We start from the raw sequence: 22751 nt of genomic DNA, 5'->3' as shown, positions 1-22751 counted from the left end.
AAGTTTTTCACTTTTTCAGTGGCCTCGCGTTCTTTCACTTTTCCAGTGCTTTCTTATCTTAACTTTAGCAGTGAAGCTATTTCAGTATCGTTTAATTCCCATAATGGTACGGACGTTGACTGAAGGAGTGACTGCTGCAATGCCTTTTTTTCTTGTAATAGGTTGTCGAGTTTTTGTTCGATCGTTCCTTCGCTTATAAATGTGTGAACTGTGACATCTCTTTTTTGTCCAATTCGATAAACACGATCGGTCGCCTGGTCTTCTACTGCTGGGTTCCACCAACGGTCATAATGAATAACTTCCGAAGCATTCGTTAAGTTTAATCCAAAGCCTCCTGCACGTAGTGAAATGATCATGACAGGATAACGCCTCTCTGCTTGAAATGATGTTATCATATTTTGACGATCTTTCATTGATAATTGTCCATGAAAAAATGGAACCGTTGTGTTTAGCTCTTTAGCAATCGCTTTTTGTAATAAGTTTCCGATATAACGATATTGAGTAAAAAGTAAAGTTTGTTTAGCCTCTACTTGGTTATGTGCTAGTAGGCTCATACAAGTATCCCATTTATTAGATCTTCCCTTCATATTCGCTATATTTGATTCTTTTGTAAAGTGGGCAGGATGGTTACATATTTGCTTCAGTTGTGTAATGGCTTGGAACAGACGTGATCTTTTCTCTAACATAGAGTACGAAGGGAGGTCCTCTAACAACTCTTCAACTACAGCTTCATATAAAACCTTTTGTTCTTTTGTTAATGCTATAATGTGCTTGATTTCTTTTTTATTTGGTAACATTAATTCATGTTTAAATTGCTTTTTTGTTCGTCTTAATATAAATGGATTTACTAGCGTTTTTAATTTATCTAATGCTTGTTCTACGTTTTTATTTGTTAAGAAATTTTTAGTAAACCACTCTTCATCTCGTAGAAACCCCGGATTTAATAAATCAATCAGACTCCAAATTTCTTTCGGCTCATTTTCTATAGGTGTTCCTGTCAGTGCAATTTTATGGTTACTGTTAATATTTTTAATCGCTTTTCTTTGCTTAGAATTGACGTTTTTTATTCTTTGCGCTTCATCTAAAATAAGTGCAGACCAATTTTGTTTTTCAAAATATTGGCTATCCCTTAATGTTAACGGATATGAAGAAATAATTATGTCTACTTTGCAATTCTGTAACATAGCACGTCTTTCAGAAGGCTTTCCAGCATGAACATAAAAAGTAAATGATGGTGCGAAAGATTGAATTTCACTCACCCAATTTTCGACTAAACTAGTTGGACAAACGATGAGAAAAGGTTGATTTTCATTCTCTTTTAACTTTACTGTTTCTAGATAGGCGATCGTTTGAACTGTCTTACCTAATCCCATATCGTCTGCTAAACATGCCCCGAGTTTCGCTGCTCGCATTTTTAAGAGCCATAGTGCACCTTCTTTTTGATATGAACGCAATGTGTTTGACCACTTATCTTCTAATTGGTGATGTGAATATAGAGAAAATGTATTTAATACACTTTTATCAAGACACCACTGAATTGTAGCATCGCTTCTTTGCTCTTCAAGGTTGTTTGGAGCCAGCGTTTGACGCCAAACATCATAAATCAATTCTTCGCTTACAGATGCTAACTCATATTCTTTTAACAATTTCTCTGCTTGGAGTAGATCCCACTTCACCCAATGATTGTTAAAAAATATAAGCTGTCGTTTTTCTTCAACCCACTGTTTAAATTGAAATTCACTTATTTCATGATTATCAATAAGAAAAGATAAAGAAATTTTGCTGTTTCGCCAATTTGTTGATTGGCTGTTACTACCTTCTTCTTCTGAGTAGATGACTCCCTTTGCTTGAGGTATTACATGGTTTTCCTTCCAACGATCAGGGATGAGGATTGCAATGCTAGCAGCCTCAATCTCATCTGTTTTATGCATTAATAAATCAGTTAACTCTTCGAGTGACAACATTAAAGTCGGGGTATCGAAGCACATCCTATTTATTGGAACAATATTTTTTATGTTGGAGTACAGCATTTTATAATACGGGAATGGATTAACTAAGAAAGGATGATCGCCTTCAAATAAAGATTTAATAGGAACAATTTTTTCTGATACCCATTCCTTCATGTAAAGCTCAATTGTCCAAGGTGAATTTTCGGCTTCTGGTTCGTGAATAAGTAAGACGACCTGAAATGGATCATCCGTTTTACCATTCCACTTTTTAAGGCAGAGTGGATACAAATGTTGTGATAGTGTATAACACTTTAATGGTATTTGTAATGATTTCGTCCATGTTGTCATTGCTTCATTTGTTTCAGTAGAGAGTAAATCATCCACGTACGGTTTGACATGTGATTCATAAAGTGAAGTAGAACACATCATGTATTGAATAAACGAATGGATAAACTGCTTCCAATCTTCCTCTTGCATTCTTTTAATTTTTAAACCAGTTTCCCCTCGTTCAACCATGTATGGAAATAGGGGGGGATTGCTTTGTGAGACACTTTTGTCAATAGACCAGTTTGCATCTCTCGTCGGTATTACTTTCCGGGTATTTGCTAATTCTTCGACATTCATCAGGTGCTCTATTAAGTAGGTGGAGCATTCGTCTAATAAGACATTTTGATTTTTATATAATTTAAATAGTGCACTAACTTTGTTTAAGGGAAACCATATCCCTGCATAGCTTGTTTTTTCATCGTTTTTTGTTACTGAAAAATCTTTTATACTATAAGCTAACCCATAAAATGAATCTGGGTCATTCGCAAATAATTTTTGCTTTAACATTAATGTATGATCATCTTTATTTTGTTTATTGTATAGCAACAAGCCTAGTGTAGGCTCATTTATTAAGAGCAAAGTTAATTCGTTATTAAGTTTAAACACGTGAAGTTAGCTCCTTTTGAAAGGATGTAAATCGTTCGTATTTATCTTGTAATAGAGAAATAAAGGTCTCGAAATACACTTCATTTTGTTGTTGACTATAGATTAAGCGAAGCTTTTCGATATACATAATTGCCTCATGATAATGCTTTCTAGTTCTCTTTTCGATTAGCCGCTCAATAAAATGGTGAACAAGCGAAAGGTAATATTCCTCCATTTTCTCTTCTAATAGCTGTAAAAAATCTTTTTCTTCAGGTGTTAGCATTAATGGATCTGAAGTGGCTCGAAACAGCTCTTCATAGCCATCGGAAAGGTGAGAATGAAAGTATAGTAAACGGAAATATACTCTTCTCACGTGAGGATGGTGCACTTGTTTGAACAATTTATTAGAAGCTAAATGAGCTAGTTTCTCCTGAGATTCATCATCCAATGTCGTGTAATACGTTTTATATTTAGGGAAATGTGGCCTTACAATCCAATCTTTAAGCCAATCTTCCATTGTTTGTGTAACACTATTTCTATCTTTGTAATGATGATGAACAGCTAAATTGTTTAAAGTATCATTGAGTAGTTCAAAAAAAGGTTCGTTTTTCATCGCACTTGCTTTTATTGTTGGTAGAATTTCATCAAGTAGCTGTTGAAGAAGCTCATCCATTTTTCTTTTACGTAACGAAAAGAGACCACTATCAATCATATTTAATCTCACTTGAAGATAGCTATATAGAATAATAACAATGTAGTGTTCATTTTCTAGATCGATTACTTTGATGTGTTCTTCACTTATATTTTTCAGCCATTTATAAAATAATGCAGTGCCTTGTTTTTGGTGAAAAATAATCTTTGCATAGTTCTCCCACTCTACATGTAATTGGTTGTATAAGTAATTACACAACTCATCCTTTGAATATTTACAAATCATTCAAATACTCCTCCAAAACGACTACTTTGTCACCATTGTACTAGTGGAATAGAAGAAGGACAATCTAAAAAAAATGATTGTATTATATAAAATATTTCTTCTTTTTTATTTACTAAAAACATACGATATCAATAAGAAAGAAGAAAGGAGCGTGGTCATGAAGGAGAGCTGTTTCCAGGCTGAGTTCCAGGATGTGTTTATTGAATTACCACGACCAGCTTTAAAATCCTTTATTCATAAATTGCTCCAGGCACAATTTCGAATTTCTTGGCGTCACGAAAATAAAGATGTTGAATTAGTGATTAAGTCAAAAGAAGGGGAAGTCACGATCCCTATAAAACGCCCAAATGAGCATTTAACGGTAATTCAATTACACGAATTAAGCATATGTATGGAAGACTTAGCCATCTTACTAGAAGAATTAATTACAGAAACGAAAGGAAGAGCGATAGTAAAAACGGCTAGTGGTGGTTGGATTTATGTGAGTTGCTTTGACAAAGGTAAAATCGTTTCTGTTATGAAAATAGGTGGAGGTGAGAAGGCTGAGATGGGGTCATACCGGACTATTAATAAAAACCGGAATCCAATGGAGGAAATAGACCCAGAAGTAAAAGAATATATGCTTACAGCCGAAATCGATTATTTACTTATGGAACTAGTAGAAGCTTTAGAAAATGAAGATGGAAATGAAGTGCAAACGATAAAAAAAGAATTACGCTATCTCTCTGAAGAAAGGGAGAAATTAAAACACTATGTTAAACGTACTGCATCGAGAAATTGAGTTTCAATGTTACAAGCTAGTATATTCGCCATCTCAATAGCTACCTTTTATAGGAAGCTAAGGGATGGCTTTTTTAATTTGGCTCTTATCGTTTAGATTGTTGTTATAGAAAATATATGATTTTCTTATAATAGGGTTGTCTTTGAAATCCGACTTCATGAAATGGTATGATGTTGTTATCGATAATAAGGAGGAATGACGAATGTCAATTGAAGTGAGAGCAGAACCAACACCGAATCCAAATGCAATGAAATTTACAGCAACTGAGGTTTTATTTGAAGGATCAGGGAGTGCTTCATTCAAAAAAGGTGACTCACCAGATCATGCATTAGCTAAAGCTTTGCTTGAAATTGATGGTGTAGATAACATTTTTGGATATCAAGACTTTGTAACTGTAAATAAGGAAGCAGATGTTGAGTGGGATGCACTTCTTCCAAAGATAGAAGAGGCTTTTAATAAAATTTAGGCTTAATTGTACATGAATGCGAGGGGGACTCAAAAGGGTAGTTTATACCTATTGAGTCCCCCTTCTCCTTTTAATGAAGCCACTGAAAAATATAGAGCAGCTTTTTTAAGCGCCTTCCTTTTACTAGCTTAGGGACATCCTCAATAATTCAGTTCCCCCCTTGAAAATTTCCTTCTCAAACATTTCCCATTATCACTTTGCGAACATTTTATGAACAACAGTTATTTATTATGTGAAAGTCTTGTGAAGTGTGCGTAAAATCACGCCTTATAACGTTTAAAAAGGATATTATAAAGTTAATATTAAATGTAAGGAAGGAGAATCTTAATGACAGAATTCCATGGTTGCCTTCATTCAGGAATTATAAAGCCAGAAGTATACTGTGAAGCAATACAACAGCTATTAGAAGAGCATACCGTATTAAGAAAGGAAATGACTAATTTTTATTATCTTGCTTCGCAATTGGCTTATGAGCCAAAACGGAAAGATAGACATGAGTTATTAAAAAACTTGGCTAATCAAATAGAGACATTCCATAAAAATATAGTCGCTCACTCAATAAAAGAGGGCAGCTATTTGTTTGATGTTGTCGCAAAATATATTGGTAGGGAAGACGGGCCAATAGAAGTGATGGAGAAGGAGCATCAAATAGTGAAGCGCCATCTTAATCAGTTTTTAAAAAAGTACCCTAATATTAACGGTAACATCCCCGAGGATATAAGAGAGCTAACTTCTCACATTGCTGCAGTATTCCACACGTTAACAGATCACATTTTGAAGGAAGAAGAAGTCCTTTTTCCACTGGCGGAAGAATTATTAAGTGATGCTGAAAAAAATATGTTAGAAGATAGATTTAAAGAAATAAAGGTATATTGAAGGACATAAGCTGAATGGGCTTATGTTTTTTTCTTGACAAAAGAATGACCTAAAGGAGTAGAATATAAGCAGACTTTTTTCAGATAAAAGAGAAGGGGCTGTACATATTGGAAAGTATCTCAACATTTAACTCAGAGGCCTCCACATGGAGAAAAGGCATGGTGGATGGGTTACCTATCGCGATTGGTTACATGCCAGTTGCCATTACATTTGGTTTACTCGCTAGCACTACGGGACTAACAGTATTAGACTCATTGTTCATGAGTATGATTGTTTTTGCAGGTGCATCACAATATATGGCACTAACGATGATTGCGTTAGGTTCAGGTGCTATTGAAATTATAATGGCGACATTTATTGTAAACTTTCGGCATTTATTGATGAGTGCTTCAATAAATGAAAAAGCAGAAAAATCTCCAAAACTCCTTCGCGCTATCTATGCGTTTGGACTTACTGATGAAGTGTTTGCTGTTGCTTCAACTAAGGAGACACCTGTAAAGTCAAATTATATATTGTGTATAGCATTTATGGCCTATTCTAGCTGGGTAAGCTTTACTGTCGTTGGTTACTATGCAGGTGAGATTTTACCATCGACGCTTCAAGAGAGTATGGCAATTGCCTTATACGCATTATTCATCGCATTACTAGTGCCATCAATAAAAACAGGTGGAAAAACCGTCATCATGTTAGCTATATTAGGTGCATTATTCCATGGTATTTTTCAATTTTGGCTATCAACAGGTTGGGCGATTATGTTTGGAACGATCGTGGCAGTCGTTGTATTCGAGCTAATTGAAATGTCGGTAAAGAAGGAGGTAGTCAAAGAGTGAGTACTCCTTTTTTCTGGATGATTGTTGGAATGGGCATAGTTACTTACATCCCAAGGTTACTTCCACTAATTATGTTACAAACCGAAAATTGGCCAAAGTGGTCAAAAAGAATGCTTTCAAGGGTTCCGTATGCGGTTTTAGGTGCCTTAATTTTCCCCGGAATATTAACAGTAAATGAAAATTTTTATTACGGTATTATCGGCGGTTTAATTGCCATTGCATTAGCTTACTTAAAAATGCCACTAATTATTGTCGTTGCTGGTGCAATTAGTTCATTAGCTTTTATTTCTTATATTTTTTAGGTTGGAAGCATTTTGTGATATTTAAAAGAGGTACTGGTTGACTAAAAAGGTAGAAACTTTGTCTTTTGGGTCAGCCCTTTAATCTATAACCAGAGTAGCCTTTTACAAAAGCTATGTTAAACTTTGTTGTTGATTTTCGCTTCAGGACGCTCGCTTGTCTCTTCCTCTTCCAGTTTCGCTTTGAAGATGCATCCGTCGAGACAGCTCGTAGCGTATTCAAGATGTTATGCTCGGTGCGGCGGGCATTGCACCCTGCGGGATCTTCAGCTCACAACCTGTCTCTTCCTCTTCATGCAACGCTCTGGAGTTGTATCCGTCGATACAACGCGAAGCTTAATCGTGATGTAATGCTCGCCGCTGGCGTCTCGCGCCTTTCATGAGAATGAACAATTGTCTTTAACAGAGCTTTTAAAAAAATCTGTAACGATTCTAACCTCCGCTTCGACGGGTGATAGTCTAATCCAGAACTGGCGGTTACCCTGGTGTTTCCCACTTCAAAGAGCTTGCAACAATAGTTAAATGACGGTTAGTTCAAATATGTCTGCCATATCGTTTTGAAACTATGTCATAAAACCCTAAGGCATTATACAGTTTTTTTGTTGCAATGTTATTGATGCCTGTTTCAAGCTCTATTCCTCTATAACCTTCTTGCTCAGCCCAATAAAGTACTTTAAGCAAAAGCTTTCGTGCTACTCCTTTACGGCGATGTTGTTTTACTACGTACAAATCATTTAACCAAATGTAAAAGCCTCCTTTTTCAAGGCTAATCCCTGAGTTTAAAAAAGCGTAACCAACAATTTCACCGTTTTCATTAGCAATAAATAGTTCTGCTCCTGAAGCGTTATCTAAAGCAAGTGTAACTGTATGTAATAATTTTTCTTCAGTAATAGGTGTACTTATTGCGGTCATTTGTTTCATCATTATTTTAGCAACAGCTAAAGGCAAACTCTTATCGTAATTTTGCTTACTTACTTTCAAAATTTCCATTCTGATTCCCCCGTTTACATATTTTTATAAACGTCGAGCCAAACTCTTGCTTGTACTAATAGTATGGGGGTTCTCAAGCTGTATGACAATAAATCTAATATGGAGCATCATAAGATCGTAATGAAGCCTGAAAAGTGATGTTCGATTCAATAACTGTAATCGGACGAAGATAATACAACCCCTTTTAAAAAGAAGCAATTAAAAAACATGAGGAAACAATTAAAAAAGGTGAATCAAGAAAGGCATGTAGTTCCGTTTAGAGGGAGAAAACTAAAAATGATACAGCAAAAACGAGACTTTTTCACTATGTGAAATTGTCTCGAATTAACACTATAAAAAATGTACTTAAACTTCCTCACTTTGATACTACAGGGGGGATGATTTATTTAGGGGAGATAGTGAGAGTTTGAAATAAGCGGAGTTTTTCCACTTATGCTCCAGAATTGCGTTTGATTAGTGTTAAATAAACGGAGTTTTTCCCTTTAAGCTAAATAAAATGGCTTATTTTCACGACTTTTTAATAAATAGCCGGAATTTCTCCTTCTATTCCAGTGATTTTTGTTGCTATCTTATAAATAAGCGGAATTTCTCCACTTATTTACGCCCAACTCATTTCAGCAATCTAACCTTATCAAATTAATATTAAAACTGCACTTGCAGTTTTTCTAAAATAGATGTCTTGCGTTAGTTGGAGATAAAATAAAGAACGATTACTCCAGTCTAGTTGGTTTTTTACATGTATCTTTATTGGTTACTTAGTTTCCACCTAATTCAACATCATTTTAGATAGGTAAATAGCAGATACTTTAGCATACAAAATAATTATTGAATAATGAGCATTAGTCTGTTGTTTTTTAGTACGATATTTCGGGGGCCAATCAGAGACTAAATGAAGGGGAAATCTTGTTATATCAATAAAAATTCCTAGTCCAATTAGCTATCTATTTGGACTAGGAATTGCGGTTATATTTGTATTTTTCTCCTCACAAACGGAACTACTTACAAGAAAGGGCAACTCCTTTATTAGACACATCTATTATTAAGAATCACCATTGTTACTACTTTGACTCATTTGTAAATTCTTCAGAAAACTCATACAACGATTCTTGTAAAGCCATTAGTTGTTCTCTTTCCGCCATTGAAGAGTCGGCGAAAGCTTGTGAAAGTGCTTGTTTCGCACGTTTGATCTTTTCCTTCGCTTCTTCTTGAGCTTCAGGTGTGTGTGTGGCAGCAATCGCCTCATTGGCTTCTTCTACTGCACTTCTCGCTTGTTGAAAGTAGCGGTTTCCCATCGTTATCGTCTCCCTTTTATTTACTACGCAAACATTTCCCCTTAGCCTGAAAAGGGGAGTAATATTTAATCCTTACAATAATTATGATGTGCAGTTGTAAAGAAAAAATAAAGAAATTATCTTCCAATAGCGCATTTAGAGAGAGAAAAACCTTTCTAAGTATACCGCAACACCATCTTCTTCATTTGTTAACGTTTGCTCATTACTAATGTTTTTAAGCTCTGCGATGGCATTGTCCATTGCAATACCGTGTCCAGCATATTCAATCATTTCAAGATCGTTATCTTCATCTCCAAAGGCGATGATTCTCTCTTGAGGAATATTATAATATTGAGCAATTCTCTTTAATCCAATCGCTTTATTTAAACCGTATTTGACAATTTCAATCACGTTCCACGGTGCTCCCCATGATCTTTGTTCAATAAATTCAGCATGAGCATCATGGATTAGATTTTTTAGCTGCTGATGATTAGTCTCTTTTGGATGAATTAATATGGAAGTAGGATCAGCTTGCAGTATTTGCTGAAGATTTCCATACTCAACTGGGGATTGCCCAAGCGTGAATGCTTCTGCAAACCCTTTATTTTCATACCGTAAATAATACTCGTCCATAATCTCAACCATAATATTTTCGACTTGAAAAGCTTCACATGTTTGAATGATTGTTTTTGCAACGTTTTTTTCTAATGGTGTGTGAACTGGTTGAAAACTTTTAGGATAAACTGGGTGATGAATGAAAGCACCATTAAAATTAACCATTGGTGAGTCTAATAATAGTTCATCATAGTATGATTTACTTGCGCGATATGGTCTTCCTGTTGCAATAACAACTTTATGCCCTAATTGTCGTACCTTGGCTATAGCAGCTCGATTTCTTGATGATATATTTTTATTATCTGTTAATAATGTGCCATCTAAGTCAAGAGCAATTAAATAATCTTTCATATGTAAACCCTCCTATATACTTCCAAAGCAATTTCTTATGTTTTACAATGCATTCATGTTATAAATATACTATACTAGACTTTGGTTAAAAAAATAAAAGTATAATTCCTATTTTTGTTATAAAACTAAAATAATAAATATAGTAATAGGGGGTGAGTACGATGGAACAGTTTTTCTCCACGTTCTCCGCAAGAACGATTTGGACACCTGAACTTATCGTTGTTTTAATTGTATTTAGTACGTTGTACTTTCTTTTTACTGGTCCGTTAAGACACCATTTTTCTGATTCTGAACCTGTACCAACTAGGAGAAAAGTATATTTTCATTTAGGGTTAATAGCAATTTATTTTGGTTTTGGTGGACCGTTATATGTTGCTGGCCATATGATGCTAAGCATGCATATGCTATCAATGGCAATTGTTTACTTAATTGCACCGCCGTTATTGTTATTAGGACTACCATCATGGTTTTTTAGCTATTTTACTCGTTTTAAATTAGTGAGAGGGATATTTCTCGTATTAGGATTCCCAATATTAGGGCTCGTTCTTTTCAATGCGATGATCTCTTTTTACCATATACCGTTTACGTTTGATACATTAATGCAAAACGAAGGATGGCATAACGTATATCAGTTAGGTATGCTGTTTGCTGCGATGCTCATGTGGTGGCATCTAGTTCCGCGCTTAACGACAAAATATGATTTATCAGAGCTCAAAAAAATGGGATATATGTTTGCGAGCGGTGCGCTGTTTACACCGGCTTGTGTGTTAATCATCTTTGCTGGAGCACCGTTGTATGCTATTTACACAGACGCTACTGCTTGGTCGGTAGCGATTAGCTATTGCCTTCCGCCAGGCACTACCCCTCCTTATGAATTATTTACTACAGGAGATCAAAGGTTGGCAATTTTACCACCATTACAGGACCAACAACTTGGTGGAGCATCAATGAAAGTCATTCAAGAGTTAGTCTATGGTGTAGCTATCGGTTACGTATTTAAGCAATGGATGACAAGAGATAAAGAAACAAATAATAAAGTGACTTATCAAGAGTACGAAATGGTTGAGCAACCGAACAGTTAAAAAGAAAGAGGGCGAGGAGATGTTCGGAAATAAAACTAACTTGTTACTAGTATTATTAGGAGTATTTTTCCTACAAGGCTGTAGCTTTTTATATCAAAATTCAGAGCCAGTACCACAATCAGAATCAATTATAGATGTCTCGCAAAATGAAGAGAGGAACTGGGATGTGGTTCCATTTTCTGGTCTCACTCAAGATGGGGATGAATGGTCTACAGAAGAAATGGAAGGAACGTATTGGGTTGCCAAATTTGTATTTACACGCTGTCCTACAGTATGTATGACAATGACTCCTAATATGGTTCAATTACAAGAAGCTTTAGCCGAAGAAGACTTAGATGTTGAAATTATATCATTTACAGTCGACCCAGAATTTGATTCTCCTGAAGCACTTCAAGATTATGCTGAAGCTTATAACGTAAGCTTAAATAATTGGGACTTCATAACTGGATACAGTGAGGATGACATTACAGCATTTGCACTAGAGTCATTCGCAGGTACTGTCATGCCAGCAGAAAATGATATTATCCACCCAACACGTTTTTACGTTGTAAACGATGAAGGAAGAGTAGTCAGGCTTTACGATGGGGAAAGAGATTTTGATGTGGAAGCTTATATTGAGGACTTAAAAGTACTGACAAATTAATAATAACGATAATAAGCTACGTTAGATCATTTGCTCTAGCGTAGTTTTTCTTTACAATAGAATAGAGACATGATTTTATTAATAGACAGTATACGTTTTAGTGAAGATATATAAGGGGTGTTATAAATGGTGTATGAAGAACGTACAGCGATCCCGGTTAGTGAAGCAATTAAAAGGGTCATGCAGTTTACAAAAAAGGGCGAAAAAGAGTATATACATATTGATGAAGCAGAAGGTAGATATTTAGCAGAGGACATTATAGCAGATCATAACATACCTCCATTTGATCGATCACCTTTAGATGGATTTGCTATTAGGAGTGAAGATACTTTTTCTGCCTCCTCTACAAATCCAGTAAAGCTCAAAGTAATTGAAACTGTAGGAGCTGGATCCGTTGCAACGAAAAAGGTCCAGCCTGGAGAAGTGATACGTGTAATGACAGGAACAAAACTACCTGACGATTGTGATGCGATTGCTCAGTTTGAGCTCACAACAGAATCAGAAGAAGATGGACAAGCGTTTATAACTTTGAAGCGTCCATTTTCATCCGGAGACTTTGTTTCCTTTGAAGGAGAAGAAACGAAAAAGGGAGATTTATTACTTTCTGCAGGCACGAAAATCCATGCTGGTGTTGTTGCAGTACTAGCAACATTTGGCTATAAAGATGTACCTGTTGTGAAAAAACCTGTGATAGGCATATATGCAACTGGTACTGAATTATTAGAACTAGATGAACCGTTAGCCCCTGGGAAAATCCGTAATAGTAACGCATATATGATCCAATCGCAAGTTAGACAGGCAGGAGCAGAGTGTGTTTATTTTGGACAACTCGTGGATGATTTTAATCAAAGCTACGTGGCGATCCGTGAAGCAATAGAGAAAGTAGATGTTCTAATTACAACAGGTGGAGTATCGGTTGGTGACTTTGATTACTTACCTGAAATATATAAGAAACTAGGTGCTACTGTATTATTTAATAAAATTGCTATGAGGCCAGGGAGCGTTACGACAGTAGCCGAGAAAGATGGAAAACTATTATATGGATTATCTGGTAACCCTTCTGCTTGTTATGTAGGGTTTGAACTGTATACGAGACCATGGATAAAATCGTATTTATATTCAAATAAGCCACATCTAGATTGGACGAAAGGAAAGCTAGGTAAAGATTTTCCGAAACCAAACCCATTTACCCGGTTTATTCGCGGGAGAGTGTCATTTGAGGATGGTATGATTACTGCTTCTCCAGTAGGAATGGACAAGTCTCAAGTCGTAACTTCATTAGCAAAATCTGACGTACTCATCGCTTTACCAGGTGGCTCTAGGGGCTATGAGGCTGGCGATGTAGTCGACATATTATTTTTACAAAGGGAAGGCAGAGGGCAACCACTTGAAGAAATAAAAAAAACGAGGAAAGATAGTGAATGAATACAGAACCAATTGTATTTCAAGTTGTCGGATATTCCAATAGTGGGAAGACCACGTTAATAAAAAAAATAATTTCTAATCTCAAAAATATTGGATTAGACGTAGCTACAATTAAGCACCATGGTCATGCAACAGACTTACAGCCTATAAAAGAAGACAAAGATAGTCATATTCATCGTCAAGCTGGTGCAGTGGGCTCATTTGTAGTTAGTGATCATCAATTTCAGTGGGACATGTCGCCACAAATGACGTTAGACCTTGAAGATGTGCTTCATTTCTATCAACGATTCTCTCTCGATGCCATTATCGTTGAGGGATATAAAAAGAAGTCATATAGCAAATTATTATTATTAAAAAGTAGTGAGGATCGCCATTTAATAAACGAATGTGAAAATATAGAGATAATCGTTTGTTGGGATGAAATAGAAAGCAAGCTTTTAAAAGAAAGCTTAAAAATGCCTGTCTTTCATTTAAATGAAGAGAAAAACTACTTAAAATGGTTAGTTGAACGATTATGTAGGGGTGAAACTTTATGAAAAAAAATGATCTTTTTCAAATAACGGATAATGAAGTGAATGTCCAAAGTGTAATCGAGAAAGTGATGGACAGAAATGCAGGAGCTATTAATACATTCATTGGAACAGTTCGTGAGATGACAAAAGGAAAAAAGACATTATATTTAAAGTATGATGCATACATTCCAATGGCTGAAAAGAAATTAATGCAAATTGGAGAAGAAATTCAAAGAGATTTTCCAGAAGCAAAGGTAGCGATTACTCATCGGATTGGAGAACTGAAAATTTCTGATATTGCTGTCGTTATTGCCGTATCTACTCCGCATCGTAATGATGCTTACGTTGCTAGTAGATATGCAATAGAGAGAATAAAAGAAATTGTACCAATTTGGAAGAAAGAGCATTGGGAAGATGGAGAAGAGTGGATTGGTGATCAAAAGGAACAGAAGGCTTATCCACTAGGTAAACCAGAAAAGGAGGATCTCATATGATACGTGTGCTACTATTTGCAGATTTGGAAGAAAAAGCTGGAGAACGTGAAATTACAATTACTAATGAACAAGAACTAACTGTATTGGAGATAAAGGACTATTTACTAGAAAAATATCCAAAGCTATCGAGTATTCATTCAGCAATGCCAGCAGTTAATGAAGAGTATGCAGATGATTCTCTTCGCGTAAAGAATAATGATACTGTTGCTTTTATACCTCCTGTTAGTGGCGGCTAATCATACTTTGTTTTTAACGGTTCTATTTTATAGGAATTATAAATATACACAGAACGTTCATGATTACTACGTTTTTTAGTGTTATATTGTGAGGTTAATCACATTATTGTCTGTTTTTTTTGGTTAAAATATAAATGAATCGAAAGCAAATGCAAAATTTGTACCCGCGATTCATAGCTTTACTTCCTTTTAAAAATAAGAACCCAATGTAGTACCTTGTTATGTAGCTGGTTTCCCCAAAACCAGCAATGTTGCCAAATCATAACGTAACAACCCTATTATTTCGTTCTTGTGACCCCCAATCATAAGAGCGAAACGAGGAAGACGTTTCCGAAGTTGCTTTTAAAACAACTGAGAGAAACGTCTTTTTTGATTTACTATATTGTCTTAAATCGATACATAATAACTTTTTTGTTTTCTACTAATAAACATCGCTTCGTGCTACTCAAGTTTCTATAGCTCACTCAAGTACCTCTACACATGACTGAAACAATTTTCCTCGCAAACTATACTAAAACATGAATCATAATGAAGAACAGGCAGAGAAAAGCCATTGTACGGTGGAACAACTTTCTTTTCTTATTAGCTCTTCGCTGGCGAATAAACCCAGAAATCAATAGTATGACGAGGATAATGGCAGCTAATAAACCAGCTATTGTCTTTGATGTAAATTGGTAATGATGCATCAAAGTCAATAAAAAGTGTATGAGAATGACCGTAAAAATGAGATAAGCTACAGGTTGATGTATGCGCATCCATTTACGGGCTAACTTAGCTAAAAATATTTGCAGACTTCTCTTTTTACATTTTCTAATTGATAAAAATAAAAAATAAATACTGATATTACAAAAAAATAATAGGAGAGCGAACACCCCAGAAAGCATAACAACGTTATAATTCATTCGATCACCTCTAATATAGTGTAATCTAGTATAGAAATCTTTTACAGTGATTTATAGTGTGATAAGGTTCACATATTTATTTACTGATTAATGGTACCTTTAATAAAAACACAACTATTGGAGGTGTTTTCTAATGGTAAAATGCGAAATCACGCGTGTTGGAGAGGACGATCTCATTCTTGTTACAGGAGGTACAAAGCCTCATATTGGAGCAATTGTTTTATGTACATGGGATGGTATCCAGGCACATGTTGTAAGTCATGGTTTACCTCACCATAAAGAAGAAAAATTATATATAGAGCTAGCGCAATTGTGGTGCACCACTTTTAAAAAAAACGTTGTTTTGACCGGGGGCATTCATATTGACAATGCTACAAAAGAGGATATTGAAATGCTAGTCAATAAAACGTGGGAGAGCTTCTTCCTTCTAATGGCAAACAATAAAGTAAGTATAATAAAGTAATGAGAAATATTGTGATTGTGCTCACCGAAAATAGATTTAGATTTCGTTAAGATAGCTACGATAGTAACAGAGGGGTGGAAAAAGATGAAGTTTAAAAATAATTATGATGAAACACCTTTTATCGTTATTTGGGAAGTAACTCGAGCGTGTGCATTAAAGTGTCTTCACTGTAGAGCAGAAGCGCAATATAAATCTGACCCAAGAGAACTAAGCCGTAATGAAGGCAAAGCGCTTATTGATGATATTGCGTCGATGGATAATCCATTATTTGTGTTTACAGGTGGAGATCCACTGATGAGAAGTGATTTATTTGACCTTGCAAAATATGCAAAAGAAAAAGGATTATCTGTTTCAATGACACCGAGTGCTACTCCGAAAGTTACGAGGAAAGCTGTAGCGAGAGCGAAAGAAGTTGGATTATCCCGCTGGGCATTTAGTTTAGATGGTTCTAATGCGGAAATTCATGACCATTTCCGTGGTACTAAAGGCTCGTTTGACACGACTATGAAAGGAATTAGTTATTTACAAGAATTAAATATACCTATTCAAATTAATACGACGGTGTCAAAGTACAACTTAAAAGACTTAGAGCACATTGCAGAACTTGTTCGTTCAATGAATACTGTACTTTGGAGTGTATTTTTTCTTATCCCAACTGGTAGAGGAATGGAAAAAGATATGATTAGCCCAGAGGAGCATGAACATGTCATGCAATGGCTCTTTGAAATGCAACAAAAAATGCCATATGATATTAAAGCAACAGAAGCACCTCATTATCGAAGAGTTGCAGCAATGGAGAGAAAGCGTTTAGGTCTATCAAATGTAGTTGGAGGTAAAAGATTAGACGCGTTAGGGCGAGCTCCCAAAGGTGTAAATGACGGAGATGGCTTTGCTTTCATTAGTCATATTGGAGATGTTTATCCAAGTGGCTTCTTACCTATACATTGTGGAAATGTAAGGAATGAAAAGTTATCTTCGATATACAAAAATTCTCCGGTTTTTAAAGAGTTACGTGATAAACAAAAGCTAAAAGGAAAATGTGGCATTTGCGAATATAAAGCACTTTGCGGTGGATCGAGAGCAAGAGCATACGCAATGACGAATGATCACTTAGAAAGTGATCCGACCTGTACTTATATCCCTTCAGGGTCATAAAAAGAAAGCGAAACAATCGAATTTTTATTATTTTTAGATGAAATTTGATACTATAAAGAGAGTAGGATAATTTGTTTAGAAAGGTTCGACTGGAAGGGAGACTATCATGAATATAAAAGTAACAGATGAGGCATATAAATGGTTTTCAGAGGAACTTGGTGTAACTGATGGTGACCATGTGCAATTTTTCGTTAGATATGGTGGATGCGGTGATTTTCAAACTGGTTTTTCATTAGGAGTATCAGTAAAAGAACCAGAGGAAGCGGCAGTATCACATGTGAAAAATGGAGTAACGTTTTATATCGAAAAAAAAGATGAATGGTATTTCGACGATCATGATTTATTAGTACAGTTTGACGATACAATTGATGAAATTAAATACTTACACGATTCCAATAACTAAAAAGTGTAGAAGACGAGTGAATTGCTTTCATAAGCATTCACTCGTCTTTTTTATAGATAAGAAATTTACGGTGTAAATGATGCCACACGTAGAAGAGAGAAGAGCACTCATTATTATTTTAAAGACATGTGGCATTGTTTCTTCAATGCATTTTAGTCTTAAAATACCGACACCATGTTTACGAAAAATGATGAAAGAGCTCATATGTTGCACATGTTTTAATCGTTCACAAAATTGTAACTAACGCTTAGAGCATACAATGACAGTTTTGTGAACGTCGGTAGACAAAAAATAATGACTAAAAATTGTAGGTGTGACAACGTTTATACAAATTGTGATTTTTTTCACACCTCACATCAACAGTATCAGTGTGATGAAAATCACACTTTAACTGTGAGAGATATCACAGTAGTTGTGACGATAGATTTCTACAATGAAAGCATGTTAAAGAATTTAATTGCTAATAGATGGAGGTAACAAACCATGAGGAATATAGAAAGATCCTTTTATTCAAAAGCTAGTATGTACTCATTTTTCGTTGTTATGATTTTGTTTGTCCTTATGTGGATTGGAACTGGGCAGTTTGCAAAGATAGATTTAATGTTATCTGGATATATGGTTGCATCGTATATATTTTTTATCGGAATGACAGTTCGGTTAACTTCTTGGGCAATGCGTCCTGCAACTAGAGAAGTATTAAAACGGTCATTTAAAAATATGAAAACGAAAAAACGTCAAAAAAGAAATTTTAAATCTATATTAAAAACGCTTTTCGATAATATTATTTTGCAGAAATACATTTTTAAACGAGGAATTTACAGAGGTATTCAACATTGGCTAATTGCTTGGGGATGTATCGGCTCATTAGCGATAACGTTTGGTTTAACGTTTGGATGGATGCACTTTAGATTAGTCGATGCTACGACATATCAAATGGTTGTCTTTGGAATTCCAGCAATTGAAATGCATCCAGATGGATTTTTAGCAAGTATGATATTTGAAGGCTTAAATATTACAGCAACTATGCTTTTAATAGGTGTTATTATGGCGATCGTTCGTCGAATTGGTAATAAAGATTTGCAAGTTACGCAAAGGGCAGAATTTGATTTGTTACCACTATATTTATTGTTAGCAATGACAGCTACAGGTTTATTTTTAACAGTATCTTATAAGCTTTTAGGCGGCTGGATGCATCCAGAACTACAACTTCTACATCAAGTAACAACTGTTATGTTTCTAGTATATTTCCCATTTGGAAAGCTCTTTCACTTACCGATTCGTCCGATGGCTGCTGCAGTACCAATGAACTATCAGGAAGAGGTTGGTGTTGATACGAAGAAGTGTAGTGGATGTGGTGAGCAATATTCAAATGATGATCAAATTGCTGATGTACAAAGTATATTAGGGGCTCAGGCTTTCCACTTTGAAATGAGTGATGGAAAGCAGTTATCTGATTACTGTACAGCATGTCGAAGAAAAATTCGTGTCATGAGTCAGCTGAACATGAAATCACCGTTTGGGGAATCAAATGGACCAATTCAAACGAATAACGGTATTCATATACCGGGATTTGGACGAGAAAGAACAGAAGATTTTTATGATAGAAACAATAAGGGGGACAATTAGATGACACAATTTGTTGTAAAGCCAGGGGTTAAAAACCTTCAGCATAAAGGTGAAAAACTCATTACGACTCACTGCTGTTACTGTGGTATGCAATGTGGGATGCACATTCGTGTAAACGAAAAAACTGGAAATGTTGTAGGTGTAGAACCACGATATGATTGGCCAGTTACGAAAGGGAAAATGTGCCCTAAAGGTGTGACGGCATATCAAACGATTGATCATCCTGAACGTATAAAAAGACCACTAATAAAAAAGAATGGCAAATTCGTTGAAAGTAGTTGGGGAGAAGCTTTAGATCTTATAGAAAAGAACTTTAAACGTATTCAGAAAGAACATGGTAAAGATGCTTTGTCAGTGTTCGGTGGGGTGTCAATGACAAATGAAAAGTGTTATTTAGTCGGAAAATATGCAAGAGTGGGCCTTGGCACGCGCTACGTTGATTATAATGGTCGTTTTTGTATGTCCTCTGCGGCTGGCGGGTTTATGAAAACTCTCGGATTAGATCGTGGATCGACACTCCCTTGGCCAGAGCTAGAGCATACAGATTGCTTCTTTATGGCAGGATCTAACACTGCAGAATGTCATCCAACTACTATTCAATGGCTTTGGAAAGCACGTGATAAAGGAGCAAAAATGATCGTTGCGGACCCAAGAGAAACACCAACTGCAAGAATCGCAGATGTTCACCTTGATCTAAAGGCAGGAACAGATTCTGCGTTAGCAAATGGCATGATGCATCTTCTCATTCAAGGCGGTTATGTAGATGAAGAATATGTGAACGAAAGATGTAACAATTTTGAACAGTTAAAAGAGTCCGTGAAAAAGTTTACTCCTAAATACACTTCAGAAATTACAGGGGTTTCAGTTGAAAAGCTAATAAAAGCAGCTCAAATATTCGGGAAATCACCAAGATCTGTTGTAATGTTTGCTAGAGGTGTAGAGCAGCAATCAAAAGGTGTAGATAATGTTTGTTTATATACTTCTATGGCCCTTTTAAGAGGTCAAATAGGTAAATTTGCTTCAGGTGTTGCCACGTTTACTGGACAAGGGAACGGCCAAGGTGGTCGTGAACACGGACAAAAAGCTGATGCATTGCCAGGATATCGTAAAATTGATAACCCTGATCATGTCGAATACGTTTCAAAAGTGTGGGGTATCGATCCATCTGAAATGCCAAAAGCAGGTGTTTCCGCTTATGAAATGTTTGATGAAATACAAGCAGGAAACATTCGAGCGATGCATGTTATTTGTAGTAACCCAGCAGTTTCTGCACCAAACAATCACTATATTTGGGATGGGTTTAATAAGCTTGATTTTATGGTTGTAAGTGACTTTTTCTTATCTGAAACAGCAGAATTTGCCGATGTTATCCTTCCTGCAACGACTTGGGCAGAAGATGAAGGGACTACGACAAACCTAGAAGGTAGAGTTATTCGAATTCGAAAGGTAAAGGATCCAATTGGAGAGTCGAAGCCTGACTGGGAAATTATGAACTTAATTGCTGAACGAATGGGGAAAGATCAGTACTTCGGTTATGAAAATGTCGATCAGATTTTCCAAGAGTTTAGAATAGCTTCAAAGGGTGGTAAAGCAGACTACTTTGGAATCACATACGAAAGAATAGAAAAGGAAGATGGTATCTTTTGGCCATGTCCTTCTGAGGACCACCCAGGAACACCAACGATGTTTAAAGAAAAATTTGAAACACCTGATGGAAAAGCTAATTTAGCAGTCGTGGACTGGCAAGAGCCAGATGAAACGCCTAGTGATGATTATCCACATACATTAACAACTGGACGTGTCGTTTTTCACTATTTATCCGGTACACAAACAAGAAGAACAGATTTCTTAATGGAAAAATGTCCTGAACCGTACGTAGAAATGCATCCAGATCTCGCTTCGACATATGCGATTCAAGATGGTGATGACGTGTTTTTAGAAACAAAACGTGGATCGATGACAGTGAAATCAAAAATAACGAAAGCAATTAGAAAGGACCATGTCTTTATCCCGTATCACTGGGGAAAAGAGCTGTCTGTAAATAAGTTAACTAATCCGGCTTTAGATCCAACATCACGTATGCCTGAGTTTAAAGTGTGTGCCGTGAAATTAAAAAAGGTGTAAGGAGGAACGATCAATGAAAAAAGTAATGTATTTAGAATTTGAGCGTTGTATAGGGTGTCGGGCCTGCCAAGCAGCTTGTAGAGAGTGCGGTGGACATGATAGTAAGGAAAGAAACTATGTAGAATATATCGATTTTACGGAAAGTCGTCAAACGTTCCCGATGCTTTGTATGCAATGTAAAGATCCAGCATGTGCGCGTGTTTGTCCTGCTAATGCAATTCAAATAACAGACGATGGTGTAGTACTTTCTGCAATGGAAGAAAAATGTATTGGCTGTCGTAACTGTACGTTTGGATGCCCATTTGGCATACCGAAATTCGATTTTGAAGAAAACAAAATGTATAAATGTGATATGTGTTACGACAGGACGAAGCACGAAATTGCTCCGATGTGTGCGTCGGTATGTCCGAGTGATGCAATAAGATTTATTGATCATGAAGAAATGATGGAACTTCGTCGTCGTAGAACACAAATGAACTTAATTGAAGGAAAAAAACCATCAGAAAATGACAAATGGCAGTATGTACCAGAGTTTTTCGGAGTGTATACAGACTAATAATGAAAAAATATAGGTAGAAAGGAGTGGAAGAAATGTCAAAAGAATGTCCTAAAGAACGGAACGGAAAAAATTCTAAAAGTGACATGGTCAACCTTACGAGCAATCTTGATCAACAAGATGATCTCAAATTTAACCGTCGCGCGTTTCTAAAAACTGCCGTTGGGGCCTCTATCGGATTAGGACTTGCTACGGTCCCGTTTAGCGTAAGGGCAGTCATGGGTTTAACAGAACCAGACTTTGAAAGGGTTGAGATTGTAGATCTAGAAGCGTTACCTAAAGGGGAATCTAAAACTTTTTACTATCCAACTGAAAATGACCCTGCACTGTTAATTCATACGCCAGCTGGTGAGCTTGTTGCATATAATTCAGCATGTACCCACTTGATGTGTCCAGTTTTTTATCAAAAGGAAGAGGACATATTACTCTGTCCATGTCATAAAGGTTATTTTGATGTTAATAGTGGTCACCCAGTCGCCGGTCCGCCACAAAGAGAATTACCGCTTATTGAAGTGGAAGTTGACCAAGGGAAGGTTTATGCAGTAGGGAGGCAGTATCGTCATGGGTAAAAAAATGTGTTGGGCCGTGTTAATTTTTACGATAGCCCTCAATGTGGTAATGCTTCAATGGACGGTAGTCGCTTACCTTGGAAGAGAATATGACCTTGTAGTAACTTATTCTAGTATTGGCGTATTAGGTGCAGTTATCGCTTTCTTAACGTACTTACGTTGGAGAAAAGTTGAATATAGAAGTGAGGATTAATGAGGTTGACTCAAAAGGGGAGAGTTGGGACCTTTTGAGTCAGCTTACTGTATGGGAGTTATCAAAGTGCATTAAAAACGGGGGAATAAAA

25 protein-coding genes are annotated in these 22751 nt (G+C 36.2%); 19 read left to right on the top strand and 6 right to left on the bottom strand.

The features are described from left to right. Positions 1-53: 53 nt before the first annotated feature. The gene (locus BCELL_RS14630) at positions 54-2882 is read right to left on the bottom strand and encodes a DEAD/DEAH box helicase (protein WP_013489537.1); all 2829 of its coding nucleotides are present in this window, start codon (positions 2880-2882) and stop codon (positions 54-56) included. After that, positions 2875-3798, bottom strand: coding sequence for a hypothetical protein (locus BCELL_RS14625; RefSeq protein WP_013489536.1), 924 nt, complete (start codon positions 3796-3798; stop codon positions 2875-2877). Before BCELL_RS14625 ends, BCELL_RS14630 begins: the two co-directional genes overlap by 8 nt. Positions 3799-3955: 157 nt before the next feature. Between BCELL_RS14625 and BCELL_RS14620 the strand changes: the two genes are divergently transcribed. From BCELL_RS14620 to BCELL_RS14600, 5 genes are all read left to right on the top strand, one after another. Beyond that, positions 3956-4579, top strand: coding sequence for a hypothetical protein (locus BCELL_RS14620; protein ID WP_013489535.1), 624 nt, complete (start codon positions 3956-3958; stop codon positions 4577-4579). A gap of 202 nt (positions 4580-4781) precedes the next feature. Continuing rightward, positions 4782-5045, top strand: a complete 264-nt coding sequence (locus BCELL_RS14615) for a NifU N-terminal domain-containing protein (protein WP_013489534.1) — start codon at positions 4782-4784, stop codon at positions 5043-5045. Between the two features lie 327 nt (positions 5046-5372). After that, positions 5373-5921, top strand: coding sequence for a hemerythrin domain-containing protein (locus BCELL_RS21710; RefSeq protein ID WP_013489533.1), 549 nt, complete (start codon positions 5373-5375; stop codon positions 5919-5921). Between the two features lie 107 nt (positions 5922-6028). Continuing rightward, a complete protein-coding gene (locus BCELL_RS14605; protein WP_013489532.1) occupies positions 6029-6751 on the top strand; it encodes an AzlC family ABC transporter permease in 723 nt (240 codons plus the stop codon). Then, positions 6748-7053, top strand: a complete 306-nt coding sequence (locus tag BCELL_RS14600) for an AzlD domain-containing protein (protein ID WP_013489531.1) — start codon at positions 6748-6750, stop codon at positions 7051-7053. The genes BCELL_RS14605 and BCELL_RS14600 overlap by 4 nt, the downstream gene beginning before the upstream one ends. Before the next feature lie 531 nt (positions 7054-7584). Here the strand turns inward: BCELL_RS14600 and BCELL_RS14595 are convergent. From BCELL_RS14595 to BCELL_RS14585, 3 genes are all read right to left on the bottom strand, one after another. Next, entirely contained in the window at positions 7585-8040 is a 456-nt protein-coding gene (locus BCELL_RS14595) for a GNAT family N-acetyltransferase (protein WP_013489530.1), read from the bottom strand. Positions 8041-9098: 1058 nt separating this feature from the next. Next, entirely contained in the window at positions 9099-9332 is a 234-nt protein-coding gene (locus BCELL_RS14590) for a DUF3813 domain-containing protein (protein ID WP_013489529.1), read from the bottom strand. 135 nt (positions 9333-9467) lie between these two features. Beyond that, complete coding sequence (locus BCELL_RS14585) at positions 9468-10277, bottom strand: Cof-type HAD-IIB family hydrolase (RefSeq protein WP_013489528.1); 810 nt, start codon at positions 10275-10277, stop codon at positions 9468-9470. A gap of 161 nt (positions 10278-10438) precedes the next feature. Here BCELL_RS14585 and ctaG point away from each other — a divergent pair, with 161 nt between their 5' ends. From ctaG to moaD, 6 genes are all read left to right on the top strand, one after another. After that, positions 10439-11359 (top strand): cytochrome c oxidase assembly factor CtaG, encoded by a 921-nt coding sequence (gene ctaG, locus BCELL_RS14580; protein WP_013489527.1) that lies wholly within the window; start codon positions 10439-10441, stop codon positions 11357-11359. A 19-nt stretch (positions 11360-11378) separates the two neighbouring features. After that, on the top strand, positions 11379-12002 hold the full coding sequence (locus tag BCELL_RS14575; RefSeq protein WP_013489526.1) for an SCO family protein: 624 nt from the start codon (positions 11379-11381) through the stop codon (positions 12000-12002). 129 nt (positions 12003-12131) lie between these two features. Continuing rightward, positions 12132-13427, top strand: coding sequence for a molybdopterin molybdotransferase MoeA (locus BCELL_RS14570; RefSeq protein ID WP_041809066.1), 1296 nt, complete (start codon positions 12132-12134; stop codon positions 13425-13427). Further along, positions 13424-13963, top strand: a complete 540-nt coding sequence (mobB, locus tag BCELL_RS14565; protein ID WP_013489524.1) for a molybdopterin-guanine dinucleotide biosynthesis protein B — start codon at positions 13424-13426, stop codon at positions 13961-13963. Before BCELL_RS14570 ends, mobB begins: the two co-directional genes overlap by 4 nt. Next, the gene (locus tag BCELL_RS14560) at positions 13960-14433 is read left to right on the top strand and encodes a molybdenum cofactor biosynthesis protein MoaE (RefSeq protein WP_013489523.1); all 474 of its coding nucleotides are present in this window, start codon (positions 13960-13962) and stop codon (positions 14431-14433) included. Before mobB ends, BCELL_RS14560 begins: the two co-directional genes overlap by 4 nt. Next, entirely contained in the window at positions 14430-14669 is a 240-nt protein-coding gene (gene moaD / locus BCELL_RS14555; protein WP_013489522.1) for a molybdopterin converting factor subunit 1, read from the top strand. The genes BCELL_RS14560 and moaD overlap by 4 nt, the downstream gene beginning before the upstream one ends. A 506-nt stretch (positions 14670-15175) precedes the next feature. Here the strand turns inward: moaD and BCELL_RS14550 are convergent. Further along, positions 15176-15571, bottom strand: coding sequence for a hypothetical protein (locus BCELL_RS14550; RefSeq protein ID WP_013489521.1), 396 nt, complete (start codon positions 15569-15571; stop codon positions 15176-15178). A gap of 133 nt (positions 15572-15704) precedes the next feature. Here BCELL_RS14550 and lpdD point away from each other — a divergent pair, with 133 nt between their 5' ends. From lpdD to BCELL_RS14510, 8 genes are all read left to right on the top strand, one after another. Next, positions 15705-16034 carry a prenylated flavin chaperone LpdD gene (lpdD, locus tag BCELL_RS14545; protein ID WP_013489520.1) on the top strand — a complete coding sequence of 110 codons (330 nt, stop codon included), beginning with the start codon at positions 15705-15707 and terminating at the stop codon, positions 16032-16034. 84 nt (positions 16035-16118) lie between these two features. Continuing rightward, positions 16119-17189: a TIGR04053 family radical SAM/SPASM domain-containing protein gene (locus BCELL_RS14540; RefSeq protein ID WP_013489519.1), complete on the top strand. Its 1071-nt coding sequence runs from the start codon at positions 16119-16121 to the stop codon at positions 17187-17189. Positions 17190-17295: 106 nt separating this feature from the next. Next, positions 17296-17592 (top strand): HesB/YadR/YfhF family protein, encoded by a 297-nt coding sequence (locus BCELL_RS14535; RefSeq protein ID WP_013489518.1) that lies wholly within the window; start codon positions 17296-17298, stop codon positions 17590-17592. Positions 17593-18075: 483 nt separating this feature from the next. Then, the gene (locus BCELL_RS14530; RefSeq protein ID WP_013489517.1) at positions 18076-19218 is read left to right on the top strand and encodes a hypothetical protein; all 1143 of its coding nucleotides are present in this window, start codon (positions 18076-18078) and stop codon (positions 19216-19218) included. Beyond that, entirely contained in the window at positions 19219-21342 is a 2124-nt protein-coding gene (gene fdhF, locus BCELL_RS14525) for a formate dehydrogenase subunit alpha (RefSeq protein WP_013489516.1), read from the top strand. Between the two features lie 13 nt (positions 21343-21355). Then, complete coding sequence (locus BCELL_RS14520; protein WP_013489515.1) at positions 21356-21898, top strand: 4Fe-4S dicluster domain-containing protein; 543 nt, start codon at positions 21356-21358, stop codon at positions 21896-21898. A 35-nt stretch (positions 21899-21933) separates the two neighbouring features. After that, on the top strand, positions 21934-22467 hold the full coding sequence (locus tag BCELL_RS14515) for a QcrA and Rieske domain-containing protein (protein WP_013489514.1): 534 nt from the start codon (positions 21934-21936) through the stop codon (positions 22465-22467). Further along, positions 22460-22660 (top strand): hypothetical protein, encoded by a 201-nt coding sequence (locus tag BCELL_RS14510; protein ID WP_013489513.1) that lies wholly within the window; start codon positions 22460-22462, stop codon positions 22658-22660. The genes BCELL_RS14515 and BCELL_RS14510 overlap by 8 nt, the downstream gene beginning before the upstream one ends. Positions 22661-22751 lie beyond the last annotated feature (91 nt).

The sequence above is a fragment of the Evansella cellulosilytica DSM 2522 genome, assembly GCF_000177235.2.
GTDB lineage: Bacteria > Bacillota > Bacilli > Bacillales > Salisediminibacteriaceae > Evansella > Evansella cellulosilytica.
The sequence above is the reverse complement of the archived record's forward strand: the minus strand, read 5'-3'. Positions and strand labels throughout refer to the sequence as shown.

Bases quoted from the DNA above. Each gene is read 5' to 3' on its own strand.
- BCELL_RS14540 (WP_013489519.1), top strand. From the start codon at position 16,119: ATGAAGTTTAAAAATAATTATGATGAAACACCTTTTATCGTTATTTGG.
- mobB (WP_013489524.1), top strand. From the start codon at position 13,424: ATGAATACAGAACCAATTGTATTTCAAGTTGTCGGATATTCCAATAGT.
- BCELL_RS14615 (WP_013489534.1), top strand. From the start codon at position 4,782: ATGTCAATTGAAGTGAGAGCAGAACCAACACCGAATCCAAATGCAATG.
- BCELL_RS14590 (WP_013489529.1), bottom strand. From the start codon at position 9,332: ATGGGAAACCGCTACTTTCAACAAGCGAGAAGTGCAGTAGAAGAAGCC.
- fdhF (WP_013489516.1), top strand. From the start codon at position 19,219: ATGACACAATTTGTTGTAAAGCCAGGGGTTAAAAACCTTCAGCATAAA.
- moaD (WP_013489522.1), top strand. From the start codon at position 14,430: ATGATACGTGTGCTACTATTTGCAGATTTGGAAGAAAAAGCTGGAGAA.
- BCELL_RS14550 (WP_013489521.1), bottom strand. From the start codon at position 15,571: ATGAATTATAACGTTGTTATGCTTTCTGGGGTGTTCGCTCTCCTATTA.
- BCELL_RS14585 (WP_013489528.1), bottom strand. From the start codon at position 10,277: ATGAAAGATTATTTAATTGCTCTTGACTTAGATGGCACATTATTAACA.
- BCELL_RS14535 (WP_013489518.1), top strand. From the start codon at position 17,296: ATGAATATAAAAGTAACAGATGAGGCATATAAATGGTTTTCAGAGGAA.
- BCELL_RS14620 (WP_013489535.1), top strand. From the start codon at position 3,956: ATGAAGGAGAGCTGTTTCCAGGCTGAGTTCCAGGATGTGTTTATTGAA.
- BCELL_RS14575 (WP_013489526.1), top strand. From the start codon at position 11,379: ATGTTCGGAAATAAAACTAACTTGTTACTAGTATTATTAGGAGTATTT.
- BCELL_RS14510 (WP_013489513.1), top strand. From the start codon at position 22,460: ATGGGTAAAAAAATGTGTTGGGCCGTGTTAATTTTTACGATAGCCCTC.
- lpdD (WP_013489520.1), top strand. From the start codon at position 15,705: ATGGTAAAATGCGAAATCACGCGTGTTGGAGAGGACGATCTCATTCTT.
- BCELL_RS14595 (WP_013489530.1), bottom strand. From the start codon at position 8,040: ATGGAAATTTTGAAAGTAAGTAAGCAAAATTACGATAAGAGTTTGCCT.
- BCELL_RS14560 (WP_013489523.1), top strand. From the start codon at position 13,960: ATGAAAAAAAATGATCTTTTTCAAATAACGGATAATGAAGTGAATGTC.
- BCELL_RS14515 (WP_013489514.1), top strand. From the start codon at position 21,934: ATGTCAAAAGAATGTCCTAAAGAACGGAACGGAAAAAATTCTAAAAGT.
- BCELL_RS21710 (WP_013489533.1), top strand. From the start codon at position 5,373: ATGACAGAATTCCATGGTTGCCTTCATTCAGGAATTATAAAGCCAGAA.
- BCELL_RS14520 (WP_013489515.1), top strand. From the start codon at position 21,356: ATGAAAAAAGTAATGTATTTAGAATTTGAGCGTTGTATAGGGTGTCGG.
- ctaG (WP_013489527.1), top strand. From the start codon at position 10,439: ATGGAACAGTTTTTCTCCACGTTCTCCGCAAGAACGATTTGGACACCT.
- BCELL_RS14625 (WP_013489536.1), bottom strand. From the start codon at position 3,798: ATGATTTGTAAATATTCAAAGGATGAGTTGTGTAATTACTTATACAAC.
- BCELL_RS14530 (WP_013489517.1), top strand. From the start codon at position 18,076: ATGAGGAATATAGAAAGATCCTTTTATTCAAAAGCTAGTATGTACTCA.